Genomic DNA, 14079 nt, shown 5'->3' with positions numbered 1-14079 from the left:
CTTATTCCCCCACCATTTCAGTATTCGCCGCTCCCGGCGGCACCATCGGATAGACTTTTTGTTGCGCGTCAATACGGACGTGGATCAGCGCCGGGCCGGGGCGCGCAATGGCTGCCTGCAGCGCGGCGTGGGCATCCTCTTCCGCGTTTAAATCACAGGTGTGAAGGCCAAATCCGGCCGCAATCTGCATAAAATTGATCGTTCCCGGATAGGTGGCCGCAAACACGCCCTGCTGGTAGAAGAGACTCTGCTGCTGATGCACCAGCCCCAGCGCTTCGTTATTCATCAGGATGATTTTCACGTCCAGCTGGTTTTCGGCGGCGGTCGCCATCTCCTGAATATTCATCATCAGGCTGCCGTCGCCGGAGAAGCAGATCACTTTGCGATCCGGGTTGGCCAGCGCCGCGCCAATCGCCGCCGGCAGGCCAAAGCCCATGGTCCCCAGCCCGCCGGAGGTGAGCCACTGGCGCGGACGGTTCAGCGGGTAGGCCTGCGCGGTCCACATCTGATGCTGACCGACGTCGGTGGTAATAATGGCGTTGTCATCCACGCAGGCGGCCACAGCGTTGATCAGCCCGTAGTGGCTGAGCGGGTCGCCCCCGGTGGGAATGGCGCCCGGAAACTCCTGCTGTAAATCCGCCACCAGCTGGCGCCAGTCGTTGCGCGCGTTCTCTGCGATGTGCGGGTGCAGCTGAGCGAGAACCTCGCCCACGTCCCCCTGAATCGCCACGTGCGGCTGCTTGATTTTCCCCAGCTCGGCGCGGTCGATATCCACGTGAATAATCTTCGCATTCGGGCAGAACTGTTCGGTTTTGCCAATCGCCCGGTCATCAAAACGCGCGCCCATCACGATCAGCAGATCCGCCTCCTGCAGAATAAAGTTGGTGCTGCGCGCGCCGTGCATCCCCAGCATACCCAGCGACAGCGGATGCGCTTTTGGCAGCATACCCAGCGCCATCAGCGTCATGGTGGTGGGCAGGCTGGCTTTCTCAGCAAACGCACGCACCGCGTCAGCGGCGTCAATTGCCCCGCCGCCCAGATACAGTACCGGACGCTGCGCCGCGTTAATCATCGCCGCCGCGTCGCGCACGCTCCCGGCGCTAAAGGCGGGCGCCGGGGAGCACTCGCCAGGCTCAGGCAGAACCTCTATCTCAATTTCGGCGGTCTGCACATCCTTAGGAATGTCTATCCACACCGGACCCGGACGACCGGACTGGGCAATCCGGAACGCATCGACGATCACCTGAGGCAGTTCCGCGATATCGCGCACCAGATAGTTATGCTTGGTGATGGGGATAGAGATGCCGTAGGTATCCACCTCCTGGAAAGCGTCGGTGCCAATCATCGACGAAGGCACCTGCCCGGTGATGCATACCAGCGGAATGGAGTCGAGGCGCGCGTCGGCAATGGCGGTGACCAGATTGGTCGCCCCCGGGCCGCTGCAGGCCATGCAGACCGCCGGTTTGCCCTGCGTGCGCGCCATGCCCTGCGCGATAAAGCCCGCTCCCTGCTCGTGGCGCGCCAGCACGTGGCGAATGGTGGTGCTCTGACTCAGCGCATCATAGAGCGGCAGCACCGTTCCGCCAGGGATGCCGGTGACGGTGGTGATACCCTGCCGTTCCAGTAAGTGAACGATCAGCTGCGCGCCGGTAAAACGCGTCTTCGGGGATGTTGTGCCTGAGATTGCCATGCTCCAGTCCTTTTATGGGCCGGCTTTCCGGGAGGCGTTTAAACGAAAAACCCCGCCCGGTTTGCGCCGGCGGGGTTTTGGAATTGCGTGCTGTTCCAGTCCCTACGGCGCATTGCCGACGACCACCACCACACGCACGACGACCACCGCGGCGGAGTGCGCGGTTTTTAGTAGAGTCGACGTCATCATGGAAGCGTTCATTAGGGACCTGTGTCTGGAAATATAAAGTAGATTTATACAAACATAGCTTTGGAAGCGTGACAACGGAATTATTTTCATCCGTACAAATTTGCGTCAGGGATCACGTTTCTTTTGTCAGGAAAGATCGTCAACAGCCGTGTTTATCTCATTCAATGAACAGCGCAGGCGATACACCGAATCGGGACGCCAGCTTTTTAATATGGTTCAGAGTAAGCTGCCGCTGACCATTCAAAACCCTGGAAACCATTGATTTACTACCAATTTCATCCTGAAAATCAGAGGTTGTCAGTTTATATTGATCCATCAGAGTTCTTAAAACCGCAATCCCGACAGGTACTGATTCCATCTCCTTACGTAACGCGACGATTTCTGGCTGACTGGCTTCGTAACGGCTAATTCTGGAGCTTACGATATCCAGCAGGAGGCTCTCTGGCTCATTCATGAGCAGATATTCAACCAGCTCGAGTGCGTCTTTGTAATCTTTCTCGTTCGGATGTTCACCCAACAGAGGAACAGCCGCAACAAGGGCATGCGTGGCTTTTATGGCATCAGCGACGATCATCATCTCTTCCCCTTAACGCGATGTTTTTCCGTAAAACGGTCATATTCCTTATGAGTAAAAACATCGCGCAGATAAAACTTTTGGCTTTCGAAAAATATGAGAGCCACTACTCTAAGATTGTTATTCGCGATATCAATAACATAATGCTTATCCAGATACTTGAAGTTATCCAGCGTCGGAAATAGTTTTTTTAGCGCCGCAGGCGTCTGGCAGTGACTCTTTTCGATGGTTCGCCCCAAAAAGAGGAGTGCTTCTTTGTGCTGCGGATAAAGCTTCACCGCATCCACAATAGCCTTCATAGATATTAAATGCATACTGCATGCCTGCCGCGTACGTTGCCAATTTGGCAACAATAACATATGTTGCCACTAAGTCAACCGGCGTCGGTTTTGTCAGGATGTCAGAAAACAAAAAACCCCGCCGGAGCGAGGTTTTTATCAGGGTTTGCGGTTGGTAGCCGCGAAACACACTGTGTTACGTCAACGCCAGAAGTATACGCGATCGCAGATGAAGGCGCAATTTTCGGCATAAATGTTGATACAGATGAGTATGGATGGCGCTTCACATTTTGTCTACAAAATACTGTTCATATATACAGTGTTTATCTATACTGGTTGTGTTCACAGTGAGTTAGGGGCCGCAGGGTAGATACCGGCGCGACCATGTCCTGGCTGAAACGGGTGGTGCCGTCAGCGCCTTAACCCTGAGTGAGCACACTGTGTTACGTCAACAAAGGTGCTGGCAACAGGCGGCGGAAAGGCACGTCAGCACCGTGCTCCTTTTACCGAAAGGAGAAGCGTATGAGCGTCGTGGATATGATTATTCTTATCCTCAAACTCATTGTTGCTGTTATGCAACTGCTTGATGCTGTCCTGAAATACCAACGGTGATTCAGGTTCAAGTCGCACCAAAGGGGAGCGGGAAACCGCTCCCCTTTCATAACGAGGGAGCACCATGTCGCGTTTATTGATTGAATCTGTTACGCCAGACGAACCGGGCTTTATCGCGTTGAAAGCTGAAAGCTTCGCCTCAGAATTTAATATGTTGCGCAGGCTGGAAGAGAACTGGCTCCGCGGTGAAAATCGCTTTAATGCGCCGGGTGAAAAGCTACTGGGCGCCTTTTTGAACGGCAAACTGGTGGGCATCTGCGGGCTAAATCGCGATCCGTTCAGCGAACAGCCGCGCGCTGGCCGCATTCGTCATCTTTATATCAGCGAAAAGTGCCGCCGCATGGGAATAGGCAAACAGCTGCTGGCGGCCGTGATGGCCGATGCCGGTATCTGGTTCGATTTTCTTAACACTCACGCCCCCGCCACGGCGGATGCTTTTTACCGTAAAGCTGGGTTCATCGTCGTTCATGGCGAATCACGCATTACCCACCGCCTGTTTTGCTCGGTATAACTCTCACGCGCTGGCAACATTACTTGCCGAGTTTTGTTTACAAATCCTGCCTTTCCCCTTCCTGCCATTCACCCTGCCGGGGCTTAACTTGCCCAACGGGTGTGGTAGATTCCTCCCGCATTTATGGGAATGCATAGTCACTTATTCTTTATTTTTCTATTTTTAAAACGTATTCAGCGACATGAAAAGACAAAGGAACGTTAACCTGCTGTTGATGCTGGTCCTGCTGGTGGCCGTCGGACAGATGGCGCAAACCATCTATATCCCGGCGATCGCCGATATGGCGCAGGCGCTCCACGTGCGCGAAGGCGCAGTGCAGAGCGTAATGGGCGCCTATCTCCTCACCTATGGCCTCTCCCAGCTCTTCTATGGCCCTCTTTCCGATCGCATCGGCCGACTTCCGGTGATCCTGACGGGAATGGTGATTTTTATGGTGGCGACCATCGCGGCCATGACCACCCACAGCCTCACGATACTGATTGCCGCCAGCGCCCTGCAGGGGGTCGGCACCGGTGTGGGCGGAGTGATGGCGCGCACGCTGCCGCGCGATCTCTATGAAGGAACTCAGCTCCGCCATGCCAATAGCCTGCTGAACATGGGGATACTGGTCAGCCCGCTGCTGGCGCCGCTGATTGGCGGGCTGTTAACGACCCTTGGCTCATGGCGCGCCTGTTACGCTTTTTTGCTGGTGCTGTGCGTGGTTGTTACCTTCAGTATGGTGCGCTGGATGCCCGAAACCCGCCCCGTTAACGCGCCGCGTACCCGGCTTATCGCCAGCTATAAGCAGCTTTTCGGCAACGGCGCGTTTAACTGCTATCTGCTGATGCTGATAGGCGGCCTGGCGGGGATCGCTGTATTCGAAGCCAGTTCCGGCGTGCTGCTCGGCGCAGGGCTGGGCCTCAGCAGCATGGCGGTGAGTATTCTCTTTATTCTGCCGATCCCGGCGGCCTTTTTTGGCGCCTGGTTTGCCGGACGCCCCAATAAACGCTTCTCCACCCTGATGTGGCAGTCGGTGATCAGCTGCCTGCTGGCGGGGCTGACGATGTGGATACCGGGGCTGTTGGGCATAATGAACGTCTGGACGCTGCTGATCCCGGCGGCGCTCTTCTTCTTCGGCGCAGGGATGCTCTTCCCGCTCGCCACCAGCGGCGCGATGGAGCCGTTTCCGTTCCTCGCCGGTACCGCAGGAGCGCTGGTGGGCGGCCTGCAGAATATCGGCTCCGGCGCGCTGGCCTGGCTTTCAGCGATGATGCCGCAAAACGGGCAGGCCAGTCTCGGCCTGCTGATGACGCTGATGGGGCTGATGATTTTGCTGTGCTGGCTGCCGCTGGCGCTGCGTGCGCCGCATCACGAGCAGCCCGTTTAACCGTCCCGTGGCCCGGCTTCCCGCCGGGCTTGAGCACGCTAAACCTTACGAAAATCGCAAAGCAGTAACCTGTGTTTAGCACGCTTTTCCATATCTGGTATAGAGTCAGGGGTGTTCTTATTCTGAGATAAATTATGAAAAACAGCACCCTTGCTCAGCGCATCGCGCAATTCCCTCTGCTTGAAAAGCTGATCGCTCTGGAGGAGACCACCTGGTTTAATCCGCGCGCAACAACTCTGGCCGAAGGGCTTCCCTTTGTCGGGCTAACCCGGGATGACGTCGCGGCGGCACACGCCCGCCTCCGGCGATTCGCCCCCTTTCTGGCGAAAGCTTTTCCTGAAACCGCCGCCAGCCACGGCATTATCGAATCGGAAGTGGTGGCTATCCCCGCCATGCAGCAACGGCTGGCGAAGGAAACAGGCGTCGCTGTCGACGGCACGCTATTGCTGAAAAAAGACAGTCATCTGCCCATTTCCGGCTCAATCAAAGCGCGCGGCGGTATTTACGAGGTACTGGCTCACGCCGAAAAGCTGGCGCTGGCGGCGGGGCTGCTTACGCTTACGGATGACTACAGCAGGCTGCTGGAGCCGGAATGTCAGCGCTTTTTTAGCCAGCACAGCATTGCGGTGGGATCGACCGGCAATCTCGGCCTCTCTATCGGCATCATAAGCGCCCGCCTCGGCTTTAAGGTGACAGTACATATGTCTGCCGATGCGCGCGAATGGAAGAAAGCCCGGTTGCGCAGCCACGGGGTTAAGGTGGTGGAATATGAGCAGGATTATGGCGTGGCCGTGGAGCAAGGACGCAGGGCGGCAGCGGACGACCCAAACTGTTTTTTTATCGACGATGAAAACTCCCGCACGCTCTTTTTAGGCTATGCCGTGGCGGGCGAACGCCTGAAGGCGCAGTTTACCGCCCAGGGGCGGGTGGTCGATGCCGCACACCCGCTCTTTGTCTACCTGCCCTGCGGCGTGGGCGGCGGCCCCGGCGGCGTCGCTTTCGGCCTGAAACTGGCCTTTGGCGATCACGTCCACTGCTTCTTTGCCGAGCCGACCCATTCTCCCTGTATGCTCCTGGGGATCTATACCGGCCTGCACGATAACATCGCCGTGCAGGATCTGGGGATTGATAACGTGACGGCGGCGGATGGGCTGGCGGTGGGACGCGCCTCCGGCTTTGTGGGCCGCGCGATGGAGCGCCTGCTGGACGGCTGTTATACCCTCCCGGACGAAAGCATGTATGCCATGCTCGGCTGGCTGGCGCAGGAGGAGGCGATTTGCCTGGAGCCCTCCGCGCTGGCCGGGATGGCAGGGCCGCTGCGCATTGCCGCCTCGGGACGATACAATCTTCGCAACGCCACGCATCTGGTATGGGCGACCGGCGGCGGCATGGTGCCGGACGACGAGATGGCGCACTATCTGGCGAAAGGGCGCGAGTTAGCCCATCACCGGCTGAGCCCGCTCTGACGCAGCAGGTCCATCAGCTCCGCTGGCGAACGCTGCTGGCGGGTTAAATCGCGCATCACCTTAAAAAAGGGGGCACTGTAGCGATAAAAGGCAAGATAGCCTTCGCAGAGCGCCTCGTTCTCCGACAGGCAGGTGCGGTAGCCGGGACAGAGCCGGCATCGTGGCCGGGAGCTATCCGCGCAGCAGCCCGGATCACACCAGGTTTGCAGCGTCTCATCAAAGAGCTGGATGGAGATAAGTCCGATATCCTCCTGGCACCACAGGTCGAACACGCCAATCAGAAAAGCGGCCCAGCGTGACGGGGTTACGGCATTCTTACCTGTACTCAGGGGGATAAAATGGATACGGGCCTGTCCCTGCCCCCGCAGCTGGCAATAGATCGCTTCCGGTTCAAACGCAACATGGTTATCGACCATAACGTTTGCTGCTACAACCTGACATCCTGTCATACTTACCCTGCGAACGTTAATATTTTGTATAGATGTGTTACAGCAAACAGTAATGCGAGGGAAAGTACTGCGAGGGCGATCAAGAATTTGTCACGCACCGCGCCGGGCTGCAGAAAAAGATCCTCCCTGACGTTCATCACGTTGCGGCTGCGGGTATAACGCCAGAGGATCAGTGCCGCCAGCGCCAGCACACTTATCGCAATCCAGAACGGCAGGCCGTTCTGCTGCCAGTTGTTTTTTATCGCCAGCGCGAGCAGCGCGCCATAGCCCAGCAGGGTACGCAGCCAGGCCAGGGAGGTGCGCTCCGGCTGAAGGCCGGGATCCGCTTCCCGCCGCGCCTTACGCTGCTCAGCCATAAAACACCAGCGCCATCACCATCAGCGCCACCGCCAGCAGAATAACGCTGATAATCAGCAGCCCGCGCGTATAGGGGAGATCCTGCTTCAGACGCATCGCTTGTTCATTACGCAGCCAGCGCAGATAGCCGTAGATAGCCAGGATGCCGGAGAACAGGCAGAGCAGCAGAGCCAGCGCTTCGCGGATAAGCGGCGTGGCGAAATCAGGCGCGAGCTGGTCAAGCCCGACGCCTGCCGCCAGAAAGCCGAGGGCGGTACGTACCCAGGCCAGAAAAGTACGTTCGTTAGCCAGCGAAAAGCGATAGTCCGGCGCTTCGCCGAGGCGGGAAAGTTTCATGAAGATTCCTTGTCGTGCTGCAGGCAGGCTTCAGCATAGCGTAAATCGACAAGGACAAGGAGACCGGCATCGCGAGATGCCGGTCGGAGAGATTAATGCAGTTCAGGCCAATAATCTTTGTTGGCTTCCAGCAGATCATCGAGAATCGCTTTAGCGACTGACGCGCTCGGTACGGTTTTAGAGAGCGTTATCGCCTGCCAGAGTTTCTGATATGAACGCTGTTCCCAGGCATCCACCACCAGTTTTTCGACTGCCACCTGCTGGCTCATCAGCCCTTTCTGGAAGTGCGGAATATCGCCAATGGTCAGCGGCTGTGGCCCGTTACGCCCTACCAGACAGGGGATTTCCACCATCGCATCGGCGTCGAAGTTATGGATAGCCCCGTTGTTTGGCACAATCAGCAGCATTCGTTCCTGGGTGTTGAAGGCAATCGCCGTCGCCAGATCGACGATATACGACGCATGTTCATCAATTTCCAGCTCACCGGCTGAAGAATGACCGGCTTCAACGATCGCCCGACACGCGCTGAATACATGCTTTTCCCGGTGATCCATCACTTCGTTAGCGCGGGTGCGTTCCGGGTTGGAGTGCGCCACCACGTAGTCCGGGAAGAGGTAATACTTCAGATAGGTATTGGGCAACGTCTCGGAATCGAGCGCCTGTACATCCTTCGCCTTGGCAAAGGTATCGTTCCAGCTCGCTTCGGTATGACCATCCTGAGAAGGCGGAACATAGCCGTTTTTCGCCACATATTCCCGCAGTTTCGGCATTAAATCGTTGCCGTTCAGGTCTTCTATCGCTGACCACCAGCCGAAGTGATTCAGGCCGTAGTAACGTACGCGCATCTGTTTACGATCCTTAAGACCGACAATCTGCGCCATGCGTCCTTCAATGCCGATAGGCATATCGCAAATATTGAGAATTTTGGCGTTCGGGCGCAGGCGCCGGGTCGCTTCCGCCACTATCGCTGCCGGGTTGGAATAGTTGAGCATCCAGGCGTTCGGAGAATATTGTTCCATATAATCCACCAGCTCAAGCACGCCGCCGATAGAGCGCATTCCGTAGGCGATCCCGCCCGGGCCGCAGGTCTCCTGCCCCAGCACGCCGTGGCGCAGCGGGATTTTCTCATCTTTTTCACGCATCGGGTATTTACCCACACGAATATGCGCCATCACGAAATCGACATCGGTAAAGGCGGTTTTTGGATCGGTGGTATAGCTAAACTCAACTTCCGGCGCCTGCTCTCTGAGCAGAATTTTGCACGCCTCAGCGATAATTTCCTGGCGCGCGCCGTCATTGTCATAGAACTTCAGCGCGCGCAGCGGAAAGCGGTCGCGGTTGGCTAACAGCATCAGGACAATGCCCGGGGTAAAGGTGCTGCCTCCGCCGGCGATAACGACTGAGAATTTTTTCATGATACTGCCTCCGTCATGGTGGAATGTTCGTTCATTACAGGGATCCTCATCAGTGATTCCAGCTGGTCACGTACCTGGGGTACATGCAGACCGACAATCACCTGAATGCTGTTGCCGCGCCGGACCACGCCGTGTGCCCCCAGCGCCTTAAAAATGTCGTCGCTTTGGGTGTGGGCCATATCGACCAGCGTGATACGTAAGCGGGTGGCGCAGTTGTTAATGCTTTCGATATTGGCGGCGCCGCCGAGCGCCTGTAAAAATCCGGCGGCCTGGCCGGTCTGCTGGCTGGCCGCAGCCGGTGCGGTGGTATGGCGTCGTGCGGCCTGATAGTCAGCCTTGTTATAGAGCTTGATTTCGCTCGCCTCACGGCCCGGGGTAGGGAGGTTAAGACGCTCGATCAGCGTTTTGAAAACCACGAAATAGATGCCGGTAAAGCAGATACCGATGCCGATCTGGATAAATACCATCGACGCGTGGTGATGAAACATCGGGATCCAGTTTTGCGGCAGGAACTGGTCCAGCAGACCGCCCCCCATATTGCCCACCACCCCGCAGGCATACATCACCGTCGCCATGGTCGCCGCCAGCACGGCATGGACCGCAAACAGCAGCGGCGAAATAAACAAGAATGTAAATTCCAGCGGCTCGGTAATACCTACCAGCATGGCCGTGAGCGTGGCGGGGATCAGCAACCCCGCCACCCGAACGCGATTTTCCGCTGACGCGGTATACCAGAGAGCGAGCGCAATCCCGACGGAGCCAAAGACTTTACTGTTGCCATGCAGCGCGAACCCGCCTTCCGGGAAGAGGGTTTTCAGCGGTTCGCTGCTCTGGCTAAACGCCTGTAAGTGTTCCGCCCAGTAGACCTGTATGCCGTCCTCTACCGCCGCCGGGCCGAAGATAAACGGACCGTAGACAAAATGGTGCAGCCCGGTTGGGATCAGAATGCGTTCCAGGAAGGTATAAACCCACACGCCCAGCGCGCCGGCGGAGCGTAAAAAGGCCTGCAGAGACTCAATGCCCATCTGCACCTTCGGCCAGCCCAGCAGGGTCAGCCAGGCGCAGGGGATCATCACAAAAAACGCAAGGATGACGACAAACGACGTGCCCTGAAAAATGCCCAGAAAAACCGGCAGCGGTTTATCGAAATAGCGGTTGTGGAGAGCGGTGACGATGCCTGAGATGACGATCGCCCCGATGATGCTGGTATCCAGCGTTTTGATCCCGGCAATCATCGCCAGCCCGCTTCCGGCAACAGGCTCTGCCGTAAAGTCGACGCCAAAGTAATTTCCCCAGGTCATCCCCATCGCGTTGATAAAGTAGTTCCAGATCAGGAAGCTAATCAGCACCGCCAGACAGGCCCGCCCCTGCGCCTGCTTCGCCAGGCCAATCGGTAAACCCACAGCAAAAATCAGCGGCATATTACGAAACACCGCCCAGCCGCCCTCTTCAATGATGTGAATGATTTGCGCAAAAAGGTTATCGGGGGCGGTTAAGGCTTCCCCCACAAAAAGCGGGTTTTGAAGCATGATGGCGATTCCCACCACGATCCCGGCGAACGGGAACAGCAGCACCGGGGTAAACATCGCGCCGCCAAAACGTTGTATTTGACTGAGCATATTTAAATCCTCATGAAACAACCTGTAGGGAGTAGAGGCCTTTATGGTTTTGTACTGGCCTGAAGTGAGCATAAGAATTTACGGATCGGCGGACATGGCGCGCCGCTGCGATTCGTGATCGTATTCATGGTTTAAATTTGGTCGATCAGGTCTACTTTTAGCGCTAAAGATGGACAAGTGAAGCGCAACGCTCGCCCTGACAGGCGCAGAGAGGTCTACAGGTGATCTACAAATCTATCGCCGACAGGTTACGGCTGCGGCTCAATTCCTCGGATTACCATATCGGCAGTCCGCTTCCCGGCGAAAAAGCGCTGGCGCAGCAGTTTGGCGTGGCGCGGATGACGATTCGTAAGGCGCTGGATCTGCTGGTCGGCTGGGGACTGGTGGAGCGTCGACACGGTAGCGGGACGTTTGTGTCACGCAAGGATGTCCATCACGAGACAACCAACCTCACCGGGCTGGTAGAGGTGCTGCGCCAGCTGGGCAAAGAGGTGCAGAGTAAAGTGCTGCAGTTCGAGATGATGCCTGCTCCGCCCGCCATTGCCAGTCAGCTGCGCATCCAGGCGAATGAGCGGATCTATTTTTCTCGCCGGCTACGCTATGTGGAAGGAAAGCCGCTGATGCTGGAGGACAGCTTTATGCCCGTAAAACTGTTCCGTAATCTTTCGCTCGCGCATCTGGAAGGGTCAAAGTTTGATTACATTGAAAAGGAGTGCGGGATAACCATCAGCGGTAACTACGAAAGCCTGACGCCGGTACTGGCGGACAAACAGCTGGCGGGCTACCTGAACATTCCGGAACAGACGCCGCTGCTGCGGATCACCTCCCTTTCCTACAGCGACAGCGGCGAATTTCTAAATTATTCCGTGATGTTCCGTAATACCGGCGATTACCAGGTGGACTATCATCTGCGACGCATCCAGCCTGAGAAGTGACTAACCTATCCCCCAAAACAGCACCGCCAGCAGCTGCGGGGTGATGATGCGCAGGAACATCACCAGCGGGTAGACGGTGGCATAGGAGAGCGCCGCCGCACCGCTGGTGCTATGCAGATTGTTGGCAAAGGCCAGCGCCGGAGGGTCGGTCATCGACCCCGCCAGCATGCCGCAGAGGGTGAGATAGTTCATCTTCGCCAGCATGCGCGCCAGAATGCCGACGGTCAGCAGCGGCATCCCGGTGATTAATATCCCGTAGCCAATCCAGCTCATGCCGTCGCCCTGGGTCAGAGTATCGATAAAATCGCCACCCGACTTCAGCCCCACCACCGCCAGAAACAGCACGATGCCCAGCTCCCGCAGCGCCAGGTTGGCGCTTGGCGGCATAAACCAGTAGAGCTTGCCGACAGAGCCGATACGCCCCAGGATCAGCGCCATAATCAGCGGTCCGCCCGCCAGCCCAAGCTTCAGCGCCGCCGGGAAGCCCGGTACGTAGAGCGGAAGGGAGCCAAGCAGCACCCCCAGGCCAACACCGATAAAGACCGGCAGCATCTGCACCTGCTGGAGCTTTTGCTGCGCGTTGCCCACGATATTGGCGACCGCGTCGATGGAGGATGGTCGTCCAACAAGATTGAGGATATCGCCAAACTGCAGGCTGGCGCTGGGGCTGGCGACCAGTTCAACCCCTGCGCGGTTAAGGCGGGAGATCACCACGTCATACTGCTCTTTGGCGCGCAGCTCGCGGAGCTTTTTGCCCAACACCTTTTCGTTGGTTACCACCACGCGCTCCACGCGCAGGTCGGTGCCGCGGGTGGAGAGGGAGACATCCACCTCCTGGCCGATGACCAGCTGCGCGTTATGCAAATCCTCCGGCTGCCCGACCAGATGCAGGAGATCGCCGGTCTGGATCACCGTCGCCGGGGACGGCACCATCAGCGTCTCCTCCCTTTTGAGGCGGGAGCAAATAATTTTCGCGCTGTTGAGTATCGGAACATCCTGGATCATCAGGTTGTTCAGATTGGGGTTTTCAACGCGAATATTGATGGTTTTAATCAGCTGATGACCATTGGTCAGCGTCGATTCATGCTTTTGCGCCTCCTCTTCGACGTTCACGCGAAAGAGCACGCGCACCAGCCACATCGTCAGCAATATGCCGCAGATCCCGAAGGGGTAGGCCATCGCGTAGCTCATCCCCATCTGGTCGACAATGCCGGAGGAGATACCCAGATCGCGCAGGATTTGCTGCCCGGCCCCCAGCGCGGGGGTATTGGTGACGGCGCCGGAAAAAATCCCCAGCACCACCGGCAGCGGAACGGAGAAGAGTTTATGTACGATAGCGGTGACCAGCCCACCCATCACCACAATCCCCAGCGCAAAGAGATTCAGCCGCAGGCCGGAGACGCGCAAAGAGGCGAAAAAGCCCGGCCCCACCTGAATACCGATGGTGTAGACAAAGAGAATCAGGCCAAATTCCTGAATAAAGTGCAGCATGTCAGCGCTGAGGGTTATGCCAAGCTGGTCGACAAAATGGCCGACGATGATGCCGCCAAACAGCACGCCACCAATGCCAAACCCGACGCCGCGGATTTTGACGTTGCCAATCCATAACCCGATCACCGCTACCATAGCTAAAACGCTGACGGTTAACGCGATATCACTCATGATCACTTCCTGTGAAAAACCCTTTTTAATATAGGGATTTTCTCAGAGCCTGACCACGCTGTATGGGCGATGGCGCACAAAAAAGCCCCGCAAAAATGCGGGGCTTAGCGCTTTTCCTCCTGAGCGGAGGGCGATGTCGGAAGATTAGCTGTTCAGCGCCGGGCGTTCGCTGATGGCGATACGCTGCGGAGCGACAGGTTCCGGCAGGTTGCGGGTCAAATCAATATGCAGCAGCCCGTTGGTAAAGGTCGCGCCGGAGACCTCCATATGGTCAGCCAGCGTAAAGCTCAGGCTGAACGGCTGCATGACCAGCCCCTGGTGCAGCCAGTGGGTTTCGGCGGCCGGTTTTTCCGGGGTGCCTTTTACCGTCAGACGCGTACCCTCAAGCTGGATATCAAGATCCTCCTGACGGAAGCCCGCCAGTGCCAGGGTGATGCGATAGTGGTTGTCATCGCTTTTTTCGATGTTGTACGGGGGGAAGCTCTGCTGCTCTGCGGTGCTTTGCAGCGCGTTAGCCAGTTTGTCAAAACCGATCCACTGACGCAGCAGGGGGGATAAATCGTAGTTACGCATGGTATGTCTCCTTCTGAGAAGCGAGTTCCGCGCTTTTTGCGCGAGTG

General features: G+C 57.1%; 16 protein-coding genes. 5 read left to right on the top strand and 11 right to left on the bottom strand.

From position 1 onward, the window contains the following. Position 1 precedes the first annotated feature (1 nt). The 4 genes from ilvB to BN3796_RS01440 all read right to left on the bottom strand — a co-directional run bounded on the left by ilvB (position 2) and on the right by BN3796_RS01440 (position 2767). A complete protein-coding gene (gene ilvB / locus BN3796_RS01450; RefSeq protein ID WP_061706672.1) occupies positions 2-1690 on the bottom strand; it encodes an acetolactate synthase large subunit in 1689 nt (562 codons plus the stop codon). A 102-nt stretch (positions 1691-1792) separates the two neighbouring features. Further along, on the bottom strand, positions 1793-1891 hold the full coding sequence (gene ivbL / locus BN3796_RS20640; RefSeq protein ID WP_073885039.1) for an ilvB operon leader peptide IvbL: 99 nt from the start codon (positions 1889-1891) through the stop codon (positions 1793-1795). Positions 1892-2036: 145 nt separating this feature from the next. After that, positions 2037-2453, bottom strand: a complete 417-nt coding sequence (locus BN3796_RS01445) for a helix-turn-helix domain-containing protein (RefSeq protein WP_061706820.1) — start codon at positions 2451-2453, stop codon at positions 2037-2039. Further along, positions 2453-2767 carry a type II toxin-antitoxin system HigB family toxin gene (locus BN3796_RS01440; protein ID WP_061706671.1) on the bottom strand — a complete coding sequence of 105 codons (315 nt, stop codon included), beginning with the start codon at positions 2765-2767 and terminating at the stop codon, positions 2453-2455. The genes BN3796_RS01445 and BN3796_RS01440 overlap by 1 nt, the downstream gene beginning before the upstream one ends. 486 nt (positions 2768-3253) lie before the next feature. Here BN3796_RS01440 and tisB point away from each other — a divergent pair, with 486 nt between their 5' ends. The 4 genes from tisB to dsdA all read left to right on the top strand — a co-directional run bounded on the left by tisB (position 3254) and on the right by dsdA (position 6686). Continuing rightward, positions 3254-3343 carry a type I toxin-antitoxin system toxin TisB gene (gene tisB, locus BN3796_RS19805; protein WP_073885038.1) on the top strand — a complete coding sequence of 30 codons (90 nt, stop codon included), beginning with the start codon at positions 3254-3256 and terminating at the stop codon, positions 3341-3343. 64 nt (positions 3344-3407) lie between these two features. Continuing rightward, on the top strand, positions 3408-3854 hold the full coding sequence (locus tag BN3796_RS01430; protein ID WP_061706669.1) for a GNAT family N-acetyltransferase: 447 nt from the start codon (positions 3408-3410) through the stop codon (positions 3852-3854). Positions 3855-4035: 181 nt separating this feature from the next. Beyond that, positions 4036-5220, top strand: a complete 1185-nt coding sequence (gene emrD / locus BN3796_RS01425) for a multidrug efflux MFS transporter EmrD (RefSeq protein ID WP_061706668.1) — start codon at positions 4036-4038, stop codon at positions 5218-5220. Between the two features lie 134 nt (positions 5221-5354). Beyond that, on the top strand, positions 5355-6686 hold the full coding sequence (gene dsdA, locus BN3796_RS01420; RefSeq protein ID WP_061706667.1) for a D-serine ammonia-lyase: 1332 nt from the start codon (positions 5355-5357) through the stop codon (positions 6684-6686). On the opposite strand, the gene BN3796_RS01415 is transcribed toward dsdA, so the two are convergent. The 5 genes from BN3796_RS01415 to BN3796_RS01395 form a co-directional block, all read right to left on the bottom strand. Then, a complete protein-coding gene (locus tag BN3796_RS01415; RefSeq protein ID WP_061706666.1) occupies positions 6665-7102 on the bottom strand; it encodes a hypothetical protein in 438 nt (145 codons plus the stop codon). The two genes, dsdA and BN3796_RS01415, sit on opposite strands and share 22 nt — an antisense overlap. Positions 7103-7137: 35 nt before the next feature. Beyond that, positions 7138-7491 carry a DUF202 domain-containing protein gene (locus BN3796_RS01410; protein WP_061706665.1) on the bottom strand — a complete coding sequence of 118 codons (354 nt, stop codon included), beginning with the start codon at positions 7489-7491 and terminating at the stop codon, positions 7138-7140. Next, positions 7484-7828, bottom strand: coding sequence for a YidH family protein (locus BN3796_RS01405; RefSeq protein WP_061706664.1), 345 nt, complete (start codon positions 7826-7828; stop codon positions 7484-7486). The genes BN3796_RS01410 and BN3796_RS01405 overlap by 8 nt, the downstream gene beginning before the upstream one ends. Positions 7829-7920: 92 nt before the next feature. After that, positions 7921-9243: a 6-phospho-alpha-glucosidase gene (locus BN3796_RS01400; RefSeq protein WP_061706663.1), complete on the bottom strand. Its 1323-nt coding sequence runs from the start codon at positions 9241-9243 to the stop codon at positions 7921-7923. Beyond that, positions 9240-10862, bottom strand: coding sequence for an alpha-glucoside-specific PTS transporter subunit IIBC (locus BN3796_RS01395; RefSeq protein WP_061706662.1), 1623 nt, complete (start codon positions 10860-10862; stop codon positions 9240-9242). The genes BN3796_RS01400 and BN3796_RS01395 overlap by 4 nt, the downstream gene beginning before the upstream one ends. Positions 10863-11083: 221 nt before the next feature. Between BN3796_RS01395 and BN3796_RS01390 the strand changes: the two genes are divergently transcribed. Then, on the top strand, positions 11084-11797 hold the full coding sequence (locus tag BN3796_RS01390; RefSeq protein WP_061706661.1) for a GntR family transcriptional regulator: 714 nt from the start codon (positions 11084-11086) through the stop codon (positions 11795-11797). On the opposite strand, the gene BN3796_RS01385 is transcribed toward BN3796_RS01390, so the two are convergent. Together BN3796_RS01385 and ibpB are read right to left on the bottom strand one after the other, a co-directional pair. Next, a complete protein-coding gene (locus tag BN3796_RS01385; RefSeq protein ID WP_061706660.1) occupies positions 11798-13459 on the bottom strand; it encodes a putative transporter in 1662 nt (553 codons plus the stop codon). A 144-nt stretch (positions 13460-13603) separates the two neighbouring features. Further along, positions 13604-14032 (bottom strand): small heat shock chaperone IbpB, encoded by a 429-nt coding sequence (gene ibpB / locus BN3796_RS01380; protein WP_061706659.1) that lies wholly within the window; start codon positions 14030-14032, stop codon positions 13604-13606. Between the last annotated feature and the right edge of the window lie 47 nt (positions 14033-14079).

The organism is Pseudenterobacter timonensis, assembly GCF_900021175.1.
Classification (GTDB): domain Bacteria; phylum Pseudomonadota; class Gammaproteobacteria; order Enterobacterales; family Enterobacteriaceae; genus Enterobacter; species Enterobacter timonensis.
This window is presented reverse-complemented; position numbering and strand designations above follow the sequence as displayed.

Bases quoted from the DNA above. Each gene is read 5' to 3' on its own strand.
- ivbL (WP_073885039.1), bottom strand. From the start codon at position 1,891: ATGAACGCTTCCATGATGACGTCGACTCTACTAAAAACCGCGCACTCC.
- BN3796_RS01385 (WP_061706660.1), bottom strand. From the start codon at position 13,459: ATGAGTGATATCGCGTTAACCGTCAGCGTTTTAGCTATGGTAGCGGTG.
- dsdA (WP_061706667.1), top strand. From the start codon at position 5,355: ATGAAAAACAGCACCCTTGCTCAGCGCATCGCGCAATTCCCTCTGCTT.
- BN3796_RS01415 (WP_061706666.1), bottom strand. From the start codon at position 7,102: ATGGTCGATAACCATGTTGCGTTTGAACCGGAAGCGATCTATTGCCAG.
- BN3796_RS01395 (WP_061706662.1), bottom strand. From the start codon at position 10,862: ATGCTCAGTCAAATACAACGTTTTGGCGGCGCGATGTTTACCCCGGTG.
- emrD (WP_061706668.1), top strand. From the start codon at position 4,036: ATGAAAAGACAAAGGAACGTTAACCTGCTGTTGATGCTGGTCCTGCTG.
- BN3796_RS01400 (WP_061706663.1), bottom strand. From the start codon at position 9,243: ATGAAAAAATTCTCAGTCGTTATCGCCGGCGGAGGCAGCACCTTTACC.
- BN3796_RS01410 (WP_061706665.1), bottom strand. From the start codon at position 7,491: ATGGCTGAGCAGCGTAAGGCGCGGCGGGAAGCGGATCCCGGCCTTCAG.
- BN3796_RS01445 (WP_061706820.1), bottom strand. From the start codon at position 2,453: ATGATCGTCGCTGATGCCATAAAAGCCACGCATGCCCTTGTTGCGGCT.
- ilvB (WP_061706672.1), bottom strand. From the start codon at position 1,690: ATGGCAATCTCAGGCACAACATCCCCGAAGACGCGTTTTACCGGCGCG.
- tisB (WP_073885038.1), top strand. From the start codon at position 3,254: ATGAGCGTCGTGGATATGATTATTCTTATCCTCAAACTCATTGTTGCT.
- BN3796_RS01430 (WP_061706669.1), top strand. From the start codon at position 3,408: ATGTCGCGTTTATTGATTGAATCTGTTACGCCAGACGAACCGGGCTTT.
- ibpB (WP_061706659.1), bottom strand. From the start codon at position 14,032: ATGCGTAACTACGATTTATCCCCCCTGCTGCGTCAGTGGATCGGTTTT.
- BN3796_RS01405 (WP_061706664.1), bottom strand. From the start codon at position 7,828: ATGAAACTTTCCCGCCTCGGCGAAGCGCCGGACTATCGCTTTTCGCTG.
- BN3796_RS01440 (WP_061706671.1), bottom strand. From the start codon at position 2,767: ATGCATTTAATATCTATGAAGGCTATTGTGGATGCGGTGAAGCTTTAT.